Annotated in this window: 15 protein-coding genes; 8 read left to right on the plus strand and 7 right to left on the minus strand. The window is 46.5% G+C overall.

Annotated features, from left to right (window positions below; all coding sequences use genetic code 11):
• Nucleotides 1–9 precede the first annotated feature (9 nt).
• From rng to tldD, 4 genes are read left to right on the plus strand one after another with little or no spacing between them, the layout of a single operon-like run.
• Entirely contained in the window at nt 10–1,479 is a 1,470-nt protein-coding gene (rng, locus tag MTF70_RS21130; protein ID WP_005381138.1) for a ribonuclease G, read from the plus strand.
• Between the two features lie 12 nt (nt 1,480–1,491).
• Nucleotides 1,492–5,373: a YhdP family protein gene (locus tag MTF70_RS21135; RefSeq protein WP_042523488.1), complete on the plus strand. Its 3,882-nt coding sequence runs from the start codon at nt 1,492–1,494 to the stop codon at nt 5,371–5,373.
• A gap of 33 nt (nt 5,374–5,406) precedes the next feature.
• Nucleotides 5,407–6,228 carry a carbon-nitrogen hydrolase family protein gene (locus MTF70_RS21140; RefSeq protein WP_205461579.1) on the plus strand — a complete coding sequence of 274 codons (822 nt, stop codon included), beginning with the start codon at nt 5,407–5,409 and terminating at the stop codon, nt 6,226–6,228.
• Nucleotides 6,229–6,239: 11 nt separating this feature from the next.
• The gene (tldD, locus tag MTF70_RS21145) at nt 6,240–7,685 is read left to right on the plus strand and encodes a metalloprotease TldD (protein WP_005381134.1); all 1,446 of its coding nucleotides are present in this window, start codon (nt 6,240–6,242) and stop codon (nt 7,683–7,685) included.
• Between the two features lie 66 nt (nt 7,686–7,751).
• On the opposite strand, the gene MTF70_RS21150 is transcribed toward tldD, so the two are convergent.
• Nucleotides 7,752–9,128 carry a PhoH family protein gene (locus tag MTF70_RS21150; RefSeq protein WP_005381133.1) on the minus strand — a complete coding sequence of 459 codons (1,377 nt, stop codon included), beginning with the start codon at nt 9,126–9,128 and terminating at the stop codon, nt 7,752–7,754.
• A gap of 561 nt (nt 9,129–9,689) precedes the next feature.
• On the opposite strand from MTF70_RS21150, the gene rapA reads away from it, so the two are divergent.
• Complete coding sequence (gene rapA, locus MTF70_RS21155; RefSeq protein ID WP_025767610.1) at nt 9,690–12,599, plus strand: RNA polymerase-associated protein RapA; 2,910 nt, start codon at nt 9,690–9,692, stop codon at nt 12,597–12,599.
• A gap of 107 nt (nt 12,600–12,706) precedes the next feature.
• On the opposite strand, the gene MTF70_RS21160 is transcribed toward rapA, so the two are convergent.
• Nucleotides 12,707–13,972 (minus strand): divalent metal cation transporter, encoded by a 1,266-nt coding sequence (locus MTF70_RS21160; RefSeq protein WP_025767611.1) that lies wholly within the window; start codon nt 13,970–13,972, stop codon nt 12,707–12,709.
• A 342-nt stretch (nt 13,973–14,314) separates the two neighbouring features.
• Here MTF70_RS21160 and rluA point away from each other — a divergent pair, with 342 nt between their 5' ends.
• Both rluA and MTF70_RS21170 read left to right on the plus strand, forming a co-directional pair.
• Entirely contained in the window at nt 14,315–15,067 is a 753-nt protein-coding gene (gene rluA / locus MTF70_RS21165; RefSeq protein WP_054575320.1) for a bifunctional tRNA pseudouridine(32) synthase/23S rRNA pseudouridine(746) synthase RluA, read from the plus strand.
• A gap of 103 nt (nt 15,068–15,170) precedes the next feature.
• A complete protein-coding gene (locus MTF70_RS21170) occupies nt 15,171–16,133 on the plus strand; it encodes a D-2-hydroxyacid dehydrogenase (RefSeq protein ID WP_025767613.1) in 963 nt (320 codons plus the stop codon).
• Nucleotides 16,134–16,222: 89 nt separating this feature from the next.
• Here the strand turns inward: MTF70_RS21170 and yjgA are convergent, their stop codons facing one another.
• Entirely contained in the window at nt 16,223–16,750 is a 528-nt protein-coding gene (yjgA, locus tag MTF70_RS21175) for a ribosome biogenesis factor YjgA (protein WP_025767614.1), read from the minus strand.
• A 110-nt stretch (nt 16,751–16,860) separates the two neighbouring features.
• Between yjgA and pmbA the strand changes: the two genes are divergently transcribed.
• Nucleotides 16,861–18,204, plus strand: coding sequence for a metalloprotease PmbA (pmbA, locus tag MTF70_RS21180; protein WP_005381122.1), 1,344 nt, complete (start codon nt 16,861–16,863; stop codon nt 18,202–18,204).
• A 64-nt stretch (nt 18,205–18,268) separates the two neighbouring features.
• On the opposite strand, the gene mgtE is transcribed toward pmbA, so the two are convergent.
• From mgtE to ptsN, 4 genes are all read right to left on the minus strand, one after another.
• Nucleotides 18,269–19,627, minus strand: coding sequence for a magnesium transporter (mgtE, locus tag MTF70_RS21185; protein WP_005381121.1), 1,359 nt, complete (start codon nt 19,625–19,627; stop codon nt 18,269–18,271).
• Between the two features lie 148 nt (nt 19,628–19,775).
• The gene (locus tag MTF70_RS21190) at nt 19,776–20,051 is read right to left on the minus strand and encodes an HPr family phosphocarrier protein (RefSeq protein ID WP_005381120.1); all 276 of its coding nucleotides are present in this window, start codon (nt 20,049–20,051) and stop codon (nt 19,776–19,778) included.
• Between the two features lie 2 nt (nt 20,052–20,053).
• Nucleotides 20,054–20,917 (minus strand): RNase adapter RapZ, encoded by an 864-nt coding sequence (gene rapZ / locus MTF70_RS21195; protein WP_005388424.1) that lies wholly within the window; start codon nt 20,915–20,917, stop codon nt 20,054–20,056.
• A gap of 14 nt (nt 20,918–20,931) precedes the next feature.
• Nucleotides 20,932–21,378, minus strand: a complete 447-nt coding sequence (gene ptsN, locus MTF70_RS21200) for a PTS IIA-like nitrogen regulatory protein PtsN (protein WP_005381116.1) — start codon at nt 21,376–21,378, stop codon at nt 20,932–20,934.
• Nucleotide 21,379 lies beyond the last annotated feature (1 nt).

The following is a 21,379-nucleotide window of genomic DNA, read 5'->3' on the forward strand; positions in this document are numbered from 1 at the left end:
GGTGTGCACATGAGTGCAGAATTGCTGCTTAACGTGACCCCGAGTGAAACTCGTGTGGCCATGATTGAAGGTGGAGTACTACAAGAAATACATATCGAGCGCGAATCGCGTCGCGGTATTGTGGGCAATATATACAAAGGCAAAGTAAGCCGAGTGTTACCAGGCATGCAGGCGGCTTTCGTCGACATTGGTTTAGATAAAGCGGCGTTTTTACATGCGTCAGATATTGTTCCTCATACCGAATGTGTGGCAGAAAACGAAAAACAGCAGTTTCAAGTCCGTGATATCTCTGAGCTGGTACGCCAGGGACAAGACATTGTTGTGCAAGTGGTCAAAGATCCGCTCGGCACAAAAGGTGCGCGTTTAACGACGGATATCACCTTACCTTCGCGTTATCTTGTTTTTATGCCGGGGGCCAGCCATGTCGGTGTTTCGCAGCGTATTGAAAGTGAAAAAGAGCGCGAGCGTTTGAAAAAGGTGGTGAACCATTACTGCGATGAGCACGGTGGTTTTATCATTCGTACCGCGGCAGAAGGCGCTGATGAAAAAGAGCTCTCTCAAGATGCGGCATTTCTAAAGCGTTTGTGGCTAAAAGTCATGGAGCGTCGCTCAAAATACAAAACGCGTTCAACACTTTACGGTGAACTCGGCTTAGCTCAACGCATTCTGCGTGACTTTGTTGGCACAGAGCTCGATAAGATCATGGTCGACTCCCGCCTTGAATATGAAAACCTGAAAGAATTCACTTCTGAGTATGTACCGGAGTTAACAGATAAGCTTGAGCTTTACGAAGGTGACAAGCCAATCTTTGACATGTACGACACCGAAAACGAAATTCAGCGTTCTTTAGAGCGCAAGGTCGAGCTAAAATCGGGCGGCTATTTGATCATCGATCAAACCGAAGCCATGACCACCATCGACATCAACACGGGTGCATTTGTTGGTCGTCGTAATCTCGAAGAGACTATCTTCAATACCAATATAGAGGCAACGCAAGCTATTGCGCGTCAGCTACGTTTACGTAACCTCGGCGGTATCATCATTATTGATTTTATCGATATGGCATCCGAAGAGCATCGTCAGCGAGTACTTACCTCACTGGAAACGGCGCTGGCGAAAGACCGAGTAAAAACCAACATCAACGGCTTTACCCAGCTTGGCTTAGTTGAAATGACACGTAAGCGCACACGAGAAAGTATTGAACATATCTTGTGTTCTGGCTGTCCTACTTGTGAAGGCCGTGGCAGCGTGAAAACGGTCGAAACTGTATGCTTTGAGATATTACGCGAGATTACTCGTGTGAACCGTGCTTACGACGCCGATAATTTTGTCGTGTACGCATCGCCGTTTGTTGCTGAAGCGCTATTGGGCGATGAGTCTCATGCGTTGGCTGAGCTCGAAGTATTTATTGGCAAGCAAGTGCGAGTTCAGGCTGAACCCCTGTACATTCAGGAACAGTTTGACGTCGTAATGATGTAATTTGGAACATTTGTGAATTCTGGTGTTAACCGTTTTGGGCGTTTTTGTGCGTGGAGTTTAGTTACTGTATTGGTGTTATTAGCCATATTAGTAACCACGCTTCGCGTCACACTGCCGCAACTTAACCATTTCCAAGATGAGATCAAAACCTGGGTCAAACAAGGCACAGGTTTTGACGTTTCTATTGCCAATGTCGCAGGGACGTGGCGCAATAATCATCCCTCAATTGCGTTACTGGGTTTAGAGGCAAATCTACCAAACGTGCAAGATGCACGCTTCGCTGTTGAAGAAGTCCAAATTGAGTTCGACCTTATTCAATCTCTTTTTCAACTTAAACCTGTAGTTGCAGACCTTACCATTCATAACCTCGCTTTAGACATTCACACGGTAGACATTCTGCCAACTTCTCATCGTCAAGATCCGAAGCCTGAAGTGGATAAGAGCGAAGTGAAACTCATTGACCAACTCGACTCACTTCTTTTACGTCAGTTCGAAGACTTCACTATTAGCGATTCACGGATTTGGTATAAGTCTGTGTCAGGTGAAACTCGCCGTTTAGATATTGAGCAGCTTCGTTGGAGTAATCAAGGGAAGCGTCACGTAGCCGAAGGCACGGTTAGCATTGCCGATGTTCGCCTGAACTCATTGTTAGTAAGCGCTAACTTTAAAGATCATGGCTCGTTGCGCGATGTATCTGGTGAGTTTTACGTGAGTGCTCAAGATGTCTCGGTCACACCTTGGCTGACCACTTACATGCAAGAAGAGTCAGGAGCAGAGTCGGGTAAAGTCAGCTTAAATACTTGGCTAACGCTCAAGCATAGCCAACCGCATGATGCTTATGTTGAATTACTGCCTTCCGAGTTGGTGTGGAATGAAGATGGACATCATGAGCTGTTTATTGAGTCTGGAATTTTCAATCTTCGACCAGATAAACAAGGCTGGAAAGTAAATGGCCACTCACTTCAGATCAGAACCGACAACACCCCTTGGCCAGAGCTAGACGTCGCGTTTGATTGGCAACCAAACGGCTGGATGCTCAATCTCTCTCAAATCGACATCGAAGCACTCATTCCGCTCATCAAGTTGGCTCCAGAGTCAGAGTCGACCAGTGACCTTATTAACAAACTAGCACCGAAAGGTCGGGTCGAAGATGTCCGATTGTCAATGAGCGGCGGTTTAGACACCTTACGCTACTCGGCTGAACTGGATGAACTCGCGATGACACAATGGGAGCTCCTACCCGGGTTTCATCACGTACAGGGCAGCGTATCGGGGGATGTGAATCAAGCTAAAGCAAAAGTCACCGTCATTGATGATGTCTTTCCGTACGGCGATGTATTCCAAGCTCCGCTGAATATCAAACAAGGTGAAGTCGATATTATCTGGCAGCAAGATGAGAGCGGCTGGCGCTTGTGGTCGGATAAAGTGACGGCAGCAACGCCTGATCTTCAAGTCTTGGGGGCATTCCGTCTTGATTTTCCAAAAGAACAAAGCCCATTTTTATCGTTCTATGCTGAAGCGGATCTCTACAACGCGGGTGAAACATGGCGCTATCTACCGACTCTGGCACTTGGACAAGACTTGACCGACTATCTTTCGACCGCGATTCAGGGTGGTAAAGTGAACACAGCAAAATTGTTGTGGTATGGCGAGTTAGGGGATTTTCCTTACAAAGAACATAATGGCATGTTCCAAGCTTGGGTTGGATTAAAAGACGCGAAATTTAGCTTTGATACGGCATGGCCAACCATCACGGATTTGCAGCTAGACTTGCTGTTTGAAAATGATGCCATGTATTTGGATTCAAAATCAGCCACACTAAATGGCGTTCATGCTAAGCGTATCACTGGGCGAATCCCTGAGTTGGCAGAAGGTGGACACATCGAGATTGAAGCGAAAGCAAGCGCGCCGGGTAATGAAGTCCGTGACTACATGATGGCGACGCCATTAGTGGATTCAGTCGGTGCCGCATTGACTGCGCTGCAAGTGAGTGGTCCCGTTTACTCTGAGTTTCAACTCAATATACCGTTTGATTTTGAGAAAGAGTCTCGCGCTTGGGGTTATGCCGATTTAACAGAAAATCGTGTTGATATTGAAGCGCCGCCAATGACGCTTGAAAACGCCACAGGGCGTATCACCTTCGACAATGATGTGGTTACCACATCGGGTTTGTCGGCCGAATTATTACAACAGCCTATCTCTCTTGATTTCCATGGAGAGAGTGCGGAGCAAGGCTACAACGTGACAATTAATACATTAGGAGATTGGGATGTCGAGCCTCTCAAACCCTATGTCGGTGAGCGTTGGTTAAACCTTGTTTCTGGCCATGCGCCGTGGCAAATGGACATTGACTTGCAACTCAATGATGTTGGTTTCACTTATCAGCTTGAAGTGCTGGCGCAGCTAAATCGTCTGGCTAGTCAATATCCTTATCCTTTAGCGAAACAAATTGGCGAGCCTGGGCAAGCGAAACTGCAAGCATCCGGCAACCAAGAGAGTATTTCAGCAAGACTACAGATCCCAAATGTGAAGTATCAAACTGAGATAGATATCGCTGGCGATGTCCCGGTTCTGACTGCGACTCATTTAATGGTTGGCAAAGGTGGCTTCCGGATTAGTCCTATTGTCGGGCACGATGCTTCGGTGCGTGTCGAAGAACTGAATTTAGACCAATGGGCTGAGCTTGCGCAGGTCTCTGAGAGCAAGCCTTCATCGTCTGTTTTGGCAAGCATGAAAACGCCGACCATTCCATTGCCGACACGCATTGAAGTTGAAACGCCAAACTTACAGTTCGGTGGGATTGAGTTTCATGATGTGGATTTTTCAGCAAGCAAGAAAAACTTGAGTTGGCAGCTCGATGTGGACAGTCAAGAGGTTAAAGGGAAAGCTAACTATCTGAAACCCTATGATCTATCGGTCTCTTTAGAGCACTTGCATCTGTACATCCCAGGGTTTGAAGAGATGACCAAAGAGCGCAGTTCAATCTTTGCGAGTGAAGATCAAAACGCACCTTTGATTACCAATTTTGACCGCAAGTTTCACGCAGAGATGCCAAACTTAACTTTGAACATTGATGATTTTTGGCTGCAAGGCTACAAAGTGGGCAAAGTGAATGTTGATTTGCAGCGTCGCGAGAACCGCTTGGAGTGGAAAAATATCACCTTTAGTAGCGGCAAAAACCGCATTGATATGAGTGGTTGGTGGGACCTGACGAAAGAGAGTAGTCATTCCAAATTAACCATGAAAATGAAAGGTGATAACAACACCGATCTTATGGAGCGCTTTGGTATTACATCAGGCATTCAACAAGCACCATTTGAGATCAATGCCAATATGGAATGGGACGGCGCACCTTGGTCAATGAAGACACAAACCTTGCAAGGAAACGTCTCAACGGAATTTGGTAAAGGCGTGATCAGTGAAGTTAGTGGTGCGGCACGCTTGTTAGGCTTGTTCAGCTTGGATTCTATCATCCGTAAGATGCAGCTCGACTTTACCGACGTATTCGATAAAGGCATGGCATTCAACTCGATCACGGGAACGGGCAAAATCCAAGACGGTGTGTTTATCACCAATGATATCGTAATGGATGCGTTAGCAGGGGAAATGCAAATCCGCGGCATCGCTAATATGAACAGCAGAATGGTTGATGCGGAAGTGAAATTCACACCAGACATCACATCAGGCCTACCAATGCTGACCGCGTTTGCCGTTGCGCCTCAAACTGCTTTGTATGTCTTGGCCATCTCTACGGTGATATCTCCGGTGGTTGAGGTCTTCACTCAAGTCAATTATGAAGTGAAAGGCCCACTAGATTCACCAACGGTGAAAGAAATTTCGCGAAGTAAAGGTGAATATAAGCTGCCAGAAAAACTGCGTGAACAGGCCAAATAACTCACCGAATATAATGGAATAGGGAGGAAACACATGGAGCGTGTTGGCATTATTCAAATGACTTCGGGTCCGGATATTAACGCGAATTTGGACTTCATTGAAAAACAGTGTGCTTTAGCGAGCAAGCAAGGTGCCAAACTTGTTCTTACTCCTGAAAATACAGTGCTATTTTCCAGTCGCGAAGCTTATCATCAACATGCAGAGCCACTTGGCAGTGGCATGATTCAACAGCGGCTCTGTGAAATCGCTAGAAAGAACCAGTTAACGCTAATTGTCGGAAGCATGCCCATTCAAACCGCAAAAGGTGTCACCACCACAACACTTGTATTTCCGCCGCACGGTAAATGCATTGCTCACTATGACAAACTGCATATGTTTGATGTCGACGTAGCCGATGGTTATGGTAGTTATCGTGAGTCGGATACGTTTATGGCGGGTAATCAAATAGTCGTTGCGGAAACTGATATCGGCAGTGTTGGATTGAGTATTTGTTATGATTTACGTTTCCCAGAACTTTATAAAGTATTGCGTCAAGAAGGGGCGGATATCATTGTGGTGCCCGCTGCGTTTACCGCTGTGACGGGGCAAGCTCACTGGGAAGTATTATTGCGAGCTAGAGCGATTGAGACACAATGTTGGATTTTGGCAAGCGGACAAACTGGAACGCATCCATGTGGACGAAAAACATGGGGACACTCAATGTTCGTTGACCCTTGGGGACGTATCCATAAACAGCTTCAGGATGAAGTAGGTTTATTGGTGACTGAGATAGATTTGTCACAAAGCCAACAAGTAAGGCAGAATATGCCGCTGACTCAACACAGTCGCTTTCAAAATGAATTGAGACGGAAATAAAAGAGCTAACTATGAGCACAAACCAAATAGAACAGGCACTCCTTGCCCCAAATGGTCTGACAGAACAAGACATTGCTGACACGCTTGCCAGCATTGCGACGCGCCAGATCGATTATGCGGACATTTACTTTCAGTCCAGCTGGCATGAGTCTCTGGTTCTAGAAGACAGCATCATCAAAGATGGCTCTTTTAACATTGATTGTGGTGTTGGTGTCCGTGCAGTAACTGGCGAGAAAACCGGCTTTGCCTACTCTGATCAAATCCAGCCTGAAGGCCTGAAGCAGAGTGCAATGGCGGCGCGCGGTATTGCTCAGCAAGGGCAGAATGGTAAAGTCCAAGCGTTTAAACGCACCGAAAACCAAGCGTACTACGCCGCTGTGAATCCACTAGCTGAATGGGAAAAGCAGCAAAAAACAGAATTGCTCAAATCTCTAGATGCTTACATCCGCACTAAAGAACCATTGATTAAAGAGGTCTCGATCAGCATCAGCGGTGTGCATGAGCAGATGCTCGTTGCGGCAACAGACGGTACTTATGCAGGCGATATTCGTCCTTTGGTGCGTTTGTCTATTAGCGTGCTCGCACAAAAAGGTGAACGACGTGAACGCGGTAGCGCTGGTGGCGGCGGCCGTTTCGGTTACGATTTCTTTTTAACGGAAAGCAATGGTGTGAAACAAGCTTTTCATTACGCAGACGAAGCGATTCGCATGGCGTTAATCAACCTTGAAGCAGAAGCAGCACCAGCTGGCATGATGCCAGTGGTATTGGGTTCTGGCTGGCCTGGCGTGTTGCTACACGAAGCGGTAGGTCATGGCCTAGAAGGTGATTTTAACCGGAAGGAATCTTCGGTTTTCTCTGGCAAAATGGGTCAACAAGTGACGTCTTCGCTGTGTACCATCGTCGATGATGGCACGTTAAAAGACCTTCGTGGTTCACTGAATGTGGATGATGAAGGGGTAAACGGCCAGTACAACACGCTTATCGAAAATGGTGTGCTGAAAGGTTACATGCAAGACAAGCTAAACGCGCGGTTAATGGGTGTGAACCCAACAGGTAACGGTCGTCGTGAGTCTTATGCACATTTACCAATGCCGCGTATGACCAACACCTACATGCTACCAGGTGAACATACGCCAGAAGAAATAATCTCGACGGTCGAGAAAGGGTTGTATGCGCCAAACTTTGGTGGCGGTCAGGTGGACATTACTTCGGGTAAGTTTGTGTTCTCTGCATCCGAAGCATACTTGATTGAAAACGGTAAAATTACGCGCCCTGTTAAAGGTGCGACGTTGATTGGATCAGGTATCGAAGCAATGCAGCAAGTCTCTATGGTCGGTAACGACCTAAGTATCGACAAGGGCGTTGGCGTATGTGGTAAAGCAGGTCAAAGTGTGCCAGTTGGGGTTGGTCAGCCGACCTTGAAACTGGACTCACTGACAGTAGGTGGCACTGAGTAACTCAGTCGAATCGTTATAAAAAGAGCGCTCATTAGAGCGCTCTTTTGCTTTGTGAGTCGGTGTCAATTACAGGTTTTCTTCAGCAAATTCCGCCAAGCGGCTACGAACCACACCGTTGAGGTGAATATTTGCGCTGCCTTCAAAGTTCTTGAAGCGCTCAACCATGTACGTCAATCCTGATGTCACTGGGGTGAGGTAATGAGAGTCAATCTGCGCCAAGTTACCGGAGCAGACGATTTTGGTTCCTTCGCCACAGCGGGTAATGATGGTTTTGATTTGTGATGCAGTGAGGTTTTGACACTCATCAAGCAGTACAAACGCATTTTGAATCGAACGGCCACGCATAAAGTTGATCGATTTAAATTGAATGTTGGCTTTATCGCAGATGTACTTCAATGAGCCTTCAGTGCAGTGATCGTGTTTATGTAGTGCTTCCAAGGTATCGGTCACCGCCGCTAACCACGGCATCATTTTCTCCTCTTCGGAGCCGGGTAAGAAGCCGATGGATTCACCGATATCTGGCGTGTTACGTGTTACGATAATTTTATCGAACATGCTTTTTTCAATGGTTTGCTCCAATGCTGCTGCCATTGCCAGTAATGTCTTACCACTACCCGCTGCACCCGTTAGAATCACCAAGTCAATTTCTGGATCGAGTAAGGCATCTAACGCCATTCCCTGGTAGATATTTTTAGGTGTGATGTCCCAAGCCTTACGATGCATTAGACGTTCGCGGCTCAGGTCGAGAAGCGTTAGCTTGTCTTCATTGATGGTTTCTACGCGACCAGCAAAGTCACTGTCTTCATCAATAACGTATTGGTTGATAAAGGTTGGGTCGAAGGGTTCGCGACTGAGTTTGTGGTAAGTTTTTCCGCCCAGTGCATAGCTTTCTACTTCCTCAATACCGCTCCAGAAATCACCTTCACGCAATTGAAAGCCTTTGGTTAGGTATTGAATGTCGTCAATCAATTGGTCGGTTCTATAGTCCTCAACAAAGCGTACACCAGCCCCTTTGGCTCGCAGACGCATGTTGATGTCTTTCGTGATCAGTACCACTTCACGTGGTGCTCGTTTATTTTGCAGATAAAGCACCGCGTTGAGAATACGGTTGTCACCGGCCTTGTCGGCGAAGGCTTTGACGGTTTCCTGCAGTTCAAAATCCGCCAAAATGGAAATGGTACCTTGGTCGGGGTTGTCTTTAGAAACAGGAATACCTTCAGAGATTTCATCTGGCGTTGCTTCTTTAAACAAATCTTCCAAGGTGCGAATAGCTACGCGCGCATCTCTTGCAACGTCGCGCTTGCTGTCTTTGATTCGGTCGAGTTCTTCCAACACGGTCATGGGGATAACGACATCGTGTTCTTGGAAAGAGAAGATGGCAAAGGGTTCATGAAGAAGAATGTTGGTATCGAGTACAAACAGTTTCCGATCGGTATCGCCCATAGCGTCTCCTTGCCGTAGTACGGCTCTGCATGCGAGTTGTTAGGTCGTTTCCAAATAGGTGTGAAGTGACCTAACTCTGATTGCTTGCAATAGAGGTTGTCGGGCTGATGTCGGCTAGTGTGCAACCGAGTAGCAAGACAACTTACTGCAAACCCGTGTTGATCCTAATCGTGTACTAACGCGCTTAAATCATATGCAATGGTTTTAAACGCCCCTCATTAGAAGTATACGTAATATTTACGTTCTACAACTTAATAATTGGCATGAGTATTTTACAATTTGATTGCATTTAGAGTTTGGGAAAAAAAGTTTCTGCTTGGTGCGGTTTCGGCGTGACCTAAATCACAGCTTCAAGTAAGATTAGCGACCTTTTTCTGCGTATAGGCTACGTCCGATTTATCATGTTGAGCTGGCTTAAAAAATACTCAGTTCATACTGGAATGACGAATGCTATCGGCATAGCAGAAGCCAGAATCAGATCTAAACTATTATCCGTGCCTACGGGCATGAGTAGACCAACAAGAAATACGAATCAAGAACTAATAACGAGGTAGTCAATTCATGACATTTGCTTTGGGGCAGCGCTGGATTAGCGATACGGAAAGCGATTTAGGTTTAGGTACCGTTGTAGCAATGGATGCTCGTACTGTGACATTGATGTTTGCAGCGTCAGAGGAAAACCGAGTTTACGCACGTAACGATGCACCTGTTACCCGAGTCACCTTTAATGTTGGGGATGTCATCGATTGCCAAGAAGGTTGGTCTCTAAAAGTAGAAGAAGTACTGGAAGATGAAGGTCTTTACACCTATTTCGGTACTCGTGAAGACACGCAAGAAACCGCTGTTGTTCTGCGTGAGATTTTCCTTAGCAACCAAATTCGTTTTAACAAACCTCAAGATAAGTTGTACGCCGGTCAAATCGACCGTATGGACAACTTTGTTCTGCGTTACCGTGCGCTAACCAACCAGTTTGAGCAGCATAAGAGCCCAATGCGTGGCCTATGCGGTATGCGTGCAGGTTTGATCCCTCATCAGCTTTACATCGCGCACGAAGTTGGCCGTCGTCACGCGCCACGCGTCTTGTTGGCGGATGAGGTAGGTTTGGGTAAAACCATTGAAGCGGGTATGATCATCCACCAACAAGTTCTGTCTGGTCGTGCCGAACGCATTTTGATTGTGGTGCCTGAAACACTGCAGCATCAATGGCTGGTTGAGATGATGCGTCGTTTCAATCTGCATTTCTCTATCTTTGACGAAGAGCGCTGTATCGAAGCGTTTGCGGATGCAGAAAACCCATTTGATACTCAGCAATATGTGCTGTGTTCTTTGGATTTCCTACGCAAGAGCCGCAAGCGTTTTGAACAAGCACTGGAAGGTGAATGGGACCTACTGGTTGTTGATGAAGCGCATCACCTTGAATGGAGCCAAGATAAACCGAGCCGTGAATACCAAGTGGTAGAAGGCTTGGCTGAACGTACTCCAGGTGTGTTGCTACTGACTGCAACGCCAGAGCAGCTTGGTCGTGAGAGTCACTTTGCTCGTCTGCGTTTGTTGGATCCAGACCGCTTCTATGATTACGAAGCATTCGTTGAGGAAGAAGAGCAATACGCGCCCGTAGCTGATGCGATTACTTCACTCTTTTCCGGTGAAAAGCTACCTAATGAAGCAAAAAACCAGATCACTGAGTTATTGTCTGAACAAGACGTAGAACCACTTTTCCGCATTATCGAAAGTGAAGCGGACGAAGAAGCTAAAGCGTCGGCACGCCAAGAGCTGATCGATAACTTGATGGATCGCCATGGTACAGGGCGTGTTCTGTTCCGTAACACGCGCGCGGCCATCAAAGGCTTCCCTACGCGTAACGTGCATCTGATGCCAATGGATATTCCACCGCAATACACTACATCAATGCGTGTTGCTGGGATGATTGGCGGTAAGATGAGTTCTGAAGCACGTGCGATGAAGAACCTTTACCCGGAAGAAATTTTCCAAGAATTTGAAGGCGATGACGCGAGCTGGTGGCAGTTTGACTCGCGTGTGAATTGGTTGCTTGAAAAAGTAAAAGAGAAGCGCAGCGAGAAAATCCTCGTGATTGCTTCTCGTGCGAGTACCGCGCTGCAATTGGAGCAAGCACTGCGTGAGCGTGAAGGTATCCGCGCCACTGTTTTCCACGAAGGTATGTCGATTCTTGAACGTGATAAAGCGGCGGCTTACTTTGCGCAAGAAGAAGGTGGAGCACAAGTTCTTATCTGTAGCGAAATCGGCTCTGAAGGTCGTAACTTCCAGTTTGCCAACCAACTTGTCATGTTCGACTTGCCATTTAACCCAGACTTGCTTGAGCAACGTATTGGTCGTTTGGACCGTATCGGTCAAAATCGCGATATCGACATTCATGTTCCTTACCTGAAAGGCACATCGCAAGCGATCCTAGCACGTTGGTTCGATGAAGGCCTGAACGCTTTTTCGGAAACCTGCCCAACAGGCCGTGCTGTTTACGATAAGTACTCCGATGATCTGATTGAAATTCTTGCCTCTGGTGATACCAGCACGCTAGATGAGATCATTGAAGCGTCAGCAAAAATGAATAAAGAGCTGAAATCCCAATTGGAGCAAGGCCGTGATCGCCTATTAGAAATGCATTCGAATGGCGGAGAAAAAGCACAACAAATCGTTGAGAAAATTGAATCAACTGACGGCGATACCAATCTGGTCACCTTCGCACTTTCTCTTTTTGACACGATTGGCTTGAATCAAGACGATAAAGGTGAAAACGCCCTGATTGTGACCCCATCTGAGCACATGATGGTGCCAAGCTACCCAGGTCTGCCATACGAAGGAGCGACGATCACGTTTGATCGTGATACAGCGTTATCTCGTGAAGATATGCACTTTATCAGTTGGGAACACCCAATGATCCAGGGTGGTATCGATCTTCTTATGAGTGAAGGGGTGGGGACGTCTGCGGTATCTCTATTGAAAAACAAAGCGTTACCAGTCGGGACTATTCTTCTTGAGTTGATTTACGCGGTAGATGCGCAAGCGCCAAAACGCAGTGGTATCGCGCGCTTCTTACCGAAAACGCCAATCCGTTTAATGATGGACTCGCGTGGTAATGATTTGTCTGCTCAAGTGGAGTTTGAAAGCTTTAACCGCCAGCTCAGCCCTGTAAACCGTCACTTAGGTAGCAAGTTGGTTACGTCGGTACAGAAAGACGTACACCGCTTAATTGAAGCCGGTGATGTTCTTATTGAAGAGAAGGTTGAAGAAGTACGCAAACAAGCTCATCAAGATATGCAGCACAGTTTGAATGCAGAGCTTGAGCGTTTGCAAGCACTGAAAGCGGTGAACCCAAATATTCGTGACGAAGAAATTGAAGCTATCGACGCACAAATTAAAGAGCTCACTGGTTACATCAACCAAGCTCAGGTTCAGCTCGACTCGCTGCGTTTGATTGTGGTGAGCCACAACTAAGTAAGTATTTATTGCTCATTAAAAAGGTCTTCAGTTGAAGACCTTTTTCTTTATTTACGGTTTAGTTTCTTTATGCGGAATGCATTAATCACTGATAGCTACCTCATTTACATCAACCACTTCCACCAGATAAACACAGCCAAGAAGCCAAACAAGTAAATCAGGCCCGCAATCGATAACCACTTTAGTTTAGGTCCAACAGCCAAAGGCTCCGGTAACTCAGTTTTGCTCACTAAGGTGTAATTTAGCAGAGCAAAGAATGGCGTGGTCATAAAGGCGAGGATCATCGCAAAGTTCAGCATAGGCAATAACGCAGAAGCCCAGAAAACCACAATACCCAATGCAAGTAAGGAGACTACCAGCATGATCGCTGAAGTGGTTTGAGGGTTAGTGTCTGGTTGCGAGCGCAGTAGGCGTTGAGAATCCGAAATAACGCGCGAATAGCCATCAATAACGGTAATCGTGCTGCCAAAGATACAGAAAAACGCAATTACCGCGATCAAGTAACGAGACCATTCGCCAATCGTTGCCGCATATAAGCCAACCAATTGGTGGGAGAAGCCAACACCAGAACTTTCAAGCGCAACGCCAGATCCATAAAGCATCAAAGAGCCTAGCGATACAAAGATAATGGCAAGAAACGCCGTGCCAATATAACCGACATTAAAGTCAAATAGAGCAGAGCGGTATGTTACTTCTTGCTGGCTTGATTGGCGTTTTAGCCACGCTGAGGTTAAACAGGAGATCTCAATCGGTGCAGGCATCCACCCCATTGTCACGACGATAAAACCAATAGCCGCAATAGACCAAGGTGATGGCGGCTCGAAGTTGGCTACTTGCTCAACAGGGTTACCAACGGCGATAGAAACAGCGAGTAAAGTCGCGATGGTTAACACCGACATGATCACCTTAGATAGCGTATCGAGCGCTTTGTAATGGCCAGCAAATAATATAATCAGGCAGGTGACAATCACAATGATACTGAGTGATGCCATTGATAGTGAAAACGGAATGAAGTAGCCCAGCAAGCTAGCGCTAAACATCAACAAAGCGGCGGTATTGATGACGGCCGATACCACGCTCAGAAATAGAAATAGCCATAGATAAGGCCGACCTAATTTCGCGTAGCCCTCAACCAAGGTCAGCCCTGTCCCCATGGTGTACTGTACGCCCGCTCGGAAAAAAGGGTATTTAAACAGGTTTACGAGCAGAATCAGTGCAGCCAATTGCCAACCATAAATCGCACCAGCCTTGGTTGATGCCACGAGGTGAGAGCCACCGACCGCAGCAGATGCCATTAATATGCCGGGGCCTAGCGAACGAAAAAATAAGGAAAGTTTGGATTGGGGTTTATCTATAACGGCGGAGTCCATTGCTTATTGTCCTTTTTATCTTATGTATCTTTCTAAAGAGATACATACCGCAGTACATGACAAGCTGAGCGATCGCCCTATACTGCGCAACGGTAATGTCTTTTAAATGCTGTGTTTTGGTGTATTTATTTTAAGTATTCTTTGCGAATACCATGCTGTGTGCATCTAGCACTCTATTCAGTTATGCGTCTTGTTGTCAAACTAAATTTACAACGTGCTATTTTTAGTTTTTATGCTAAAGGATTGACTTTGTTTTATTGGGTTGAACTTTTCTTCAGAATCCTGCATCTGGGTGCTATTTGGGTATATAATCGCGGCGTTTTTATTTTGTAGAGATCTCCCATGGCAATGCTTGAATATACCCCTCCCACCGACCCTTGGGTTGATATCGTTTTTGAGGATGACGACATTCTGGCAGTGAATAAGCCATCAGGGCTGCTGTCTGTCCCTGGTCGCCTTGCAGAGCATTACGACAGCATGTGGAGCCGCCTCAAAGAGTTGCATCCAGAAATTCAAGTTGTGCATCGCTTGGATATGTCGACATCAGGGTTGATGTTGCTGGCGAAAAACAAACCCGCGGAGCGAGCATTAAAAAAGCAGTTCCAATATCGCCTCACTCACAAGGTGTATTACGCACGTGTGTGGGGGCATGTTGAGCCGCAAGAAGGGAATATTGATCTTCCATTAATTTGTGATTGGCCAAATCGTCCACGACAAAAAGTATGTTTTGACGACGGCAAACCATCTCAAACTTTATTCCAAGTAGTGAAGCGTGAAGTGCACCCTGATGGCACCCATACGACCGTTGTGCGACTACTGCCCATTACTGGTCGATCGCATCAGTTACGCGTGCATTTGATGGCGATTGGTCATGCGATTGTGGGTGATGAGTTTTATGCAAGCGAAGAGGCGTATCAGTTTTCAGAACGTTTAGAGTTGCACGCTGCGGAGCTAAGTTTTTATCATCCAGCTACGGGTCAGCTGAGCAGTATTTTTGTACCCTGTGACTTTTATTCTGAAGCCGAGGCGATGATCTTTAACTATTTTTCGCCAGAGCGTACATTGCCTGATTATAAAACGTTGCCACACCCTTAATGCCAATTGCACTCAACAACGGTTCTTTCTAGTTCGCTATTTTTGGCTATTTCGTTACTGTGGTTGATGTATCCTGTCTTTCAGCCGTGAACAAGGAGTTGTTATGTCTTTGCCAAGCATCGTATTTTTAGACCGAGCGACCATCCCAGAACATATTGAGATCCCACGACCTGGCTTTCCGCACCACTGGCGTGAGTACGACCTAACTGCGCCTGGGCAGGTAATAGAAAGGTTAGCAGATGCCGATATCGTGATTAGCAATAAAGTCGTGCTTGACCAACATGTATTAGAGCAACTACCAAAATTACGGATGATCGCGGTTGCCGCAACTGGTTTTAACAACGTCGATGTGAACTACTGTGCTAATAATGGTATTGCGGTTGCTAATGTACGTGGTTACGCGACGCGTTCGGTGCCCGAGCACGTGATGGCAATGTTATTCGCTTTAAGACGAAATTTATTTGGGTACCACCAAGATATTGCCGCAGGTGAGTGGCAGCGTAACCAGCAGTTTTGTTTTTTTACTCACCCAATCGGGGATATTGGTGGTAGCACGTTAGGTGTTGTTGGTAGTGGGGCACTAGGGCAAGCGACGGCGAATCTGGCTCAAGCGTTAGGAATGACCGTGTTGTTTTCTGAGCGTAAAGGGGCGGCAGAATGTAGACCAGGTTATGTGTCGTTTGAGGAAGTATTAAAACGCTCCGATGCGCTGACTTTGCATTGCCCGCTCAACGATCATACTCAGAATTTAATTGGTCAAGCAGAGTTGAAACAAATGAAGTCCAACGCCATTTTGATTAATACAGGGCGTGGAGGTTTGGTGGATGAGAGCGCACTGGTGGATGCCTTAAAACAGCAAGAAATTGCAGCGGCTGGTTTTGATGTTTTTACACAAGAACCGGCTGATGAGAGCAATCCGCTGATTGCCAATATGAGTTTACCTAATTTGTTACTGACACCGCATGTTGCATGGGGCAGCGACTCATCTATCCAACGTTTAGCGGAAATCCTGATTGATAACATTAACGCTTTCGATCGCGGAGACCGCGTTAATCGCTTAGTGTAACGCTGACTGTAAAACCAAAGATAAAAAAAGCAGACATTGACGTCTGCTTTTTGCGTTTAAATCGAATGCTCATTGCGTGAGCCCTCGAATTAAAACTCTTCTTCGTTTAGACCTTTAAGGATCTGAAAGATTTCGCGGTACGCTTTTGCTGGTTTCCCAGCTTTTCTCTCTTTCGCTGCTTGGCGAGCAAGTTGGCGTAGACGCTGACGATCCGCTTCTGGGTACATTTCCATTACGTCATCAATGGCTTTGTCACCTTCTTCCACTACGCGATCACGCAACGCTTCAAGTTTGTGGAATACCGCCGTTAATTGAGAGTGCTTATTACGAATTTTATCCAGTGCGGCTTGGATTGGCTCTGGATCTTCGTAACGCATCAATTTACCAATACGTTGTAATTGGCGACGACGCGCTTCATTTTTAAAGCGTTGCGCGTCAGCAATTGCTTCTCGCAAATCTTCGCTCAATGGAAACTTTTCTAGAACTGAAGGTTTGAGGCCGACAAGCTCCTCACCTAGCTTTTGCAGTTCTTCCATGTCTCGCTTCATCTCGGATTTACTTACCCAGATGATCTCTTCTTCTGGTTCCCATGGCGCTTTTTGATTCTTACGTGCCATTTCAGTTGCCTGTGTTTTGATTAATATTATGACTATTTTAACAAGAATCATGGGGAGAAAGCGAAATTCTTGTTATCCTATTGTTCATCAAAGACAAGATGTGAAAGACAATGGATATTAAACAGCAGGTTGCTGAGCAACGTACCGAGCTAGAGCAAGCCGTCGCAAGAGCCTTAAAGCTTGCATCGGCAAAATCTGACGCCGCCGAAGTCGCAATTACTAAAAGCACTGGTTTAAGTGTTTCAACTCGTATGGGTGAAGTAGAGAATGTCGAGTTCAACAGCGATGGTGCGCTGGGCATTACCGTTTACCGAGGTCAACGCAAAGGCAGTGCTTCCACGTCTGATTTAAGTGAAGCGGCAATCGAGCAAACCGTTATTGCGGCGCTAGATATTGCACATTACACATCTGAAGACCCATTTGCAGGCCCTGCAGCAAAAGAATACATGGTGCAAGATATCCCTGAGCTTGATCTTTTCCACCCTGACGCACCCGATCCAGACTATGCTGCCAATGTGGCGATTGCAGCAGAAAAAGAGGCGCTAAGTTATAACAGTGCAATCAAACAAAGTGATGGCGCGAGTTATGATAGTCATTACGGCGTGAAAGTGTATGGCAATAGCCATGGCTTATTAGCTAGTTATGCGTCTAGCCGCCATAGTACTAGCTGTTGTGTAATTGGCGTTGGTCAAAACGGCGAGATGGAACGTGATTACAGCTACACCGTGGCACGTCATCGTGATGACTTATGGACCCCAGAAACGGTGGGTCGTAAGGCGGCAGAGAATACGGTTAACCGCTTAGATGCGCAGCGTCTAAAAACAGGTCAATACCCAATCATGTTTGCGGCTGATGTTGCGACAGGCTTGATTGGCCATCTCGTTATGGCGATCAGCGGTGGTAACCTGTACCGAAAATCTTCTTTCTTACTTGACCATCTAGGCAAACAAGTGCTTCCTGAATGGTTCAATATCTCAGAACGTCCGCATGTATTGCGTGGTTTGGCATCAAGTCCATTCGATAGTGAAGGTGTGTACACTCAAGACCGTGAGATCATTACCGACGGTGTGCTAGCAACTTATCTGTTAACCAGTTATGCCGCACGTAAAATGAAGATGACGCCGACAGGTCACGCTGGTGGGATTCATAACTGGTACGTGAAGTCGACAGGCCAAAACTTCGAACAAATGCTTAAAGAGCTCGGTACTGGTCTTCTAGTGACAGAAGTCATGGGACAAGGTGTGAACGTGGTAACGGGGGATTACTCTCGCGGTGCCGCAGGCTTCTGGGTTGAGAATGGCGAAATCCAATACCCAGTATCAGAAATTACCATCGCAGGTAATCTAAAAGACATGTTCACCAAGATTGTGGCGGTTGGTAGTGATATTGAAACGCGCTCACAAATCCAAACGGGCTCTATCCTACTGGATACCATGAAAGTGGCGGGTGAATAAGCTTTTCTAGCAATTCAGAATCAAAAAAGCCTGATGTGTTCATCAGGCTTTTTCGTTTTTTCTGTTAGGTAATCAGTATTGTGGCAAGCCCTAAGAAGACAGATAAACCAATCACATCCGTCACCGTTGTTAATGCCATACCACCAGCTAAAGCAGGATCGATGTTCATTTTTTTCAATAGGATTGGAATCGTTACTCCTGCAATACCTGCGACCAATAAGTTGGTCAGCATGGCGGCGGAAATGATTCCTCCGAGCATCCAGTTACCTTTCCAAGCAACAACAATACCACCAATAATCAGCGCCCACATGATACCGTTGAGTAAGCCGATCGAAGCTTCTTTCATTAACAGTTCGCGTTTGTTTGAGTCACCGATATGACCAAGAGCAAGACCACGAATCACTAGTGCGACGGTTTGGTTACCAGCGACACCACCCATGGACGGAACAATCGTCATCAATACTGCAATGGCCGCCATTTGATCTAATGTGGCCTCAAACATATTAGAAACGGAAGCAGCAGCAAGGGCGGCTAATACGTTAGCGCCAAGCCAGATACTGCGTTTGCGAGCTGATTTTACAACAGGCGCGAAAGTATCTTCGTCATCGTCCATACCCGCCATACTCATCATCGAGTGTTCCGCGTCTTCACGAATAACATCAACCACGTCATCGATGGTGATACGACCGACCAAATGCAAGTTTTCATCAACAACAGGTGCAGATACCCAATTACGGCGTTCGAACAGACTCGCAACATCTGAGTCGCTAGTATCGACGGTGATGGCCTCGTCCGCGTCTTCCATTACATCAATGATTTTTACGTCTGGCTGAGTGGTAATAAGCGTCGTGATCGGCAGTTCACCGATGAGCTTACTCTCTTCATCGATCACATACAGGGCATCCGTAGCTTCTGGAAGCTCGCCTTTCATACGTAGATAACGCAAAACTACGTCCACATCGACGTCACCACGAATTGTGATGACGTCGGTGTTCATCAGTCCACCCGCAGTGTCTTCTGGGTAGGATAGGGCGGTTTCGACCCGTAGACGGTCAGAGGAGTCCATTTGCGACAGGACTTCGCGTGACAGGTTGTCAGGCAAGCTACGCAGTACGTAAGCCACGTCATCGGTATCCATGCCTTCTGTCGCTTCTGCAAGCGCTTCTGGTGCCATTTTGGATACGAGGCTGTCTTTGACGTCTTCGTTCAGCTCGTCAAGGATTTCACCATAATCTTCAGGGTCGGTGAGTTGCCAAAGAACTTCACGGCTCTTCCGTGGGGAGGCTTCTAAAAGGTGAGCGATATCCTCAGGTTCCATGTCCTGTAATTGACGACGAACATGGACGAAGCGACCATTTTCTAGCGCTTCTGTGACTTCTTGGAGGGCTTGGTGAGCTTGGTCGAATTCAATTTGCTCTGCCATTCATTCCTCCCAATTCCTGATATTTACAATGCGTTGAATAATAACTTAATTCTAGGCGCCTTTTAATAACAACTTATGATACTAAGCAAATTTATTTATTAGGTCAGGGAAGAGAAAGATAATGGGAGGTAAGAAAAAAGCGAGTAAACTACTCGCCTTCATCAAATTTATCTTCGATCAAGTGGCAAACGGCATCCAGTGCTTCTTCCGCTTGCCCACCCGTTGCGTGGATCGTGACGTATTGTCCTTGAGCGGACTCTAGCATTAACAGGCCCATTACGCTGTCTGCTGTGGCGGTTTTGTCTTCTTCATTGTCGATGGTGATGACCGCTTCAAAGCTCTGTGCCAGTTCGACCAGTTTGACTGCTGCACGAGCATGTAAGCCAAGGCGGTTTTGAATCAATACTTTACGACTTAACTCCACGGCTACTCCTTAGCGTTTTTCTCTAGTGAGGTATGGCGAATTTGTACTTGGTGTCCTTTGTTGGCGAAGTATTCACCGATTTGCTGAGTTAAGTACACCGAGCGGTGCTTACCACCAGTACAACCGATTGCAACGGTCAGGTAGCTGCGGTTGTTTTTCTCAAGCAGAGGTAACCAATTCTCTATAAAGCTTTCAATTTGATATTTCAAACTTAACACCGATTGGTGTTGCTCTAAAAATGCGGCGATAGGAGCATCCAGACCTGTAAGCGGGCGTAGTGCTGGTTCCCAATGTGGGTTAGGTAAGAAGCGAACGTCAAATACGTAATCGGCATCGGAAGGCAGGCCGTATTTAAAACCAAAAGACTCAAATACCATAACGAGCCCTTTGCGATCTCTGCCTTCAACGCGCATACGCACGGTTTCACTCAATTCATGCAAAGACTGCCCACTACTATTTAGGACCAGATCTGCATGCGCTTTGAGTGGCGTCAAAATTTGTTTCTCACGCTCGATGGCTTGATCGAGCGAGAGGGAGGTGCCACCTAAAGATAACGGGTGAATTCGGCGTGTTTCGCTGTAGCGTTTGAGTAGCGTTTCTTTATTGGCGTCCAAGAAAAGCATGGTCACATCAAGCTCAGTTTTTAACTGTTCTAGTGTACTCGTCAGTTCTTTTAGCTTTTTAGGAATATTACGAATATCAATGCTGACTGCAACATTCTGTTTGCTGTCAGCAACAGAATGAACAAATGCGTCCAGCAAGTTAACTGGCAGGTTATCAACACAGTAGTAACCTAAGTCTTCCAGTACACGAAGCGCAATACTTTTACCGGCACCTGAGTGCCCGCTAACAACGATTAGTCGCATGGAGTTAGTCCTGCTTATTGGTGAATCATGATGTCGTAAAGTTCTTCATCACTCTGAGCATTACGCAGTAGTTTTAATACTTGCTTATCGCTCAGACGTTCTGCCATAGAGGATAGAGTCTTGAGGTGCTCTTTGCACTGTTCTTCTGGTACAAGGAGCGCAAAAAGAAGATCGACAGGTCGATTGTCAATCGCATCAAATTCGATTGCTTCATCACATTGCAGTAAGACAGCAATGGCCTTGTCGCTTGATTGCATTCTCGCGTGAGGGATCGCAATACCGTTTCCGATACCGGTACTGCCCATTTTTTCTCTATTGAGCATGCATTCGAACAGCTCGGTAGAATCTTGGCCCGTTTGATCAGCCACGATACGGCTGATCATTTCAAGGGCGCGTTTTTTACTCGTGCAGTGGACCGCACTTTTGGTGCAGTCCAATGACAGTATTTCGCTCAGTTGCATG

The sequence above is a fragment of the Vibrio sp. 2CM40D genome (assembly GCF_023161825.1).
Lineage (GTDB): Bacteria > Pseudomonadota > Gammaproteobacteria > Enterobacterales > Vibrionaceae > Vibrio > Vibrio alginolyticus.

Excerpts from the sequence above, each read along its gene's own strand:
- tldD (WP_005381134.1), top strand. The coding sequence starts at position 6,240 with ATGAGCACAAACCAAATAGAACAGGCACTCCTTGCCCCAAATGGTCTG.
- MTF70_RS21160 (WP_025767611.1), bottom strand. The coding sequence starts at position 13,972 with ATGGACTCCGCCGTTATAGATAAACCCCAATCCAAACTTTCCTTATTT.
- yjgA (WP_025767614.1), bottom strand. The coding sequence starts at position 16,750 with ATGGCACGTAAGAATCAAAAAGCGCCATGGGAACCAGAAGAAGAGATC.
- rng (WP_005381138.1), top strand. The coding sequence starts at position 10 with ATGAGTGCAGAATTGCTGCTTAACGTGACCCCGAGTGAAACTCGTGTG.
- MTF70_RS21140 (WP_205461579.1), top strand. The coding sequence starts at position 5,407 with ATGGAGCGTGTTGGCATTATTCAAATGACTTCGGGTCCGGATATTAAC.
- mgtE (WP_005381121.1), bottom strand. The coding sequence starts at position 19,627 with ATGGCAGAGCAAATTGAATTCGACCAAGCTCACCAAGCCCTCCAAGAA.
- ptsN (WP_005381116.1), bottom strand. The coding sequence starts at position 21,378 with ATGCAACTGAGCGAAATACTGTCATTGGACTGCACCAAAAGTGCGGTC.
- pmbA (WP_005381122.1), top strand. The coding sequence starts at position 16,861 with ATGGATATTAAACAGCAGGTTGCTGAGCAACGTACCGAGCTAGAGCAA.
- MTF70_RS21150 (WP_005381133.1), bottom strand. The coding sequence starts at position 9,128 with ATGGGCGATACCGATCGGAAACTGTTTGTACTCGATACCAACATTCTT.
- MTF70_RS21170 (WP_025767613.1), top strand. The coding sequence starts at position 15,171 with ATGTCTTTGCCAAGCATCGTATTTTTAGACCGAGCGACCATCCCAGAA.
- rapZ (WP_005388424.1), bottom strand. The coding sequence starts at position 20,917 with ATGCGACTAATCGTTGTTAGCGGGCACTCAGGTGCCGGTAAAAGTATT.
- rluA (WP_054575320.1), top strand. The coding sequence starts at position 14,315 with ATGGCAATGCTTGAATATACCCCTCCCACCGACCCTTGGGTTGATATC.
- rapA (WP_025767610.1), top strand. The coding sequence starts at position 9,690 with ATGACATTTGCTTTGGGGCAGCGCTGGATTAGCGATACGGAAAGCGAT.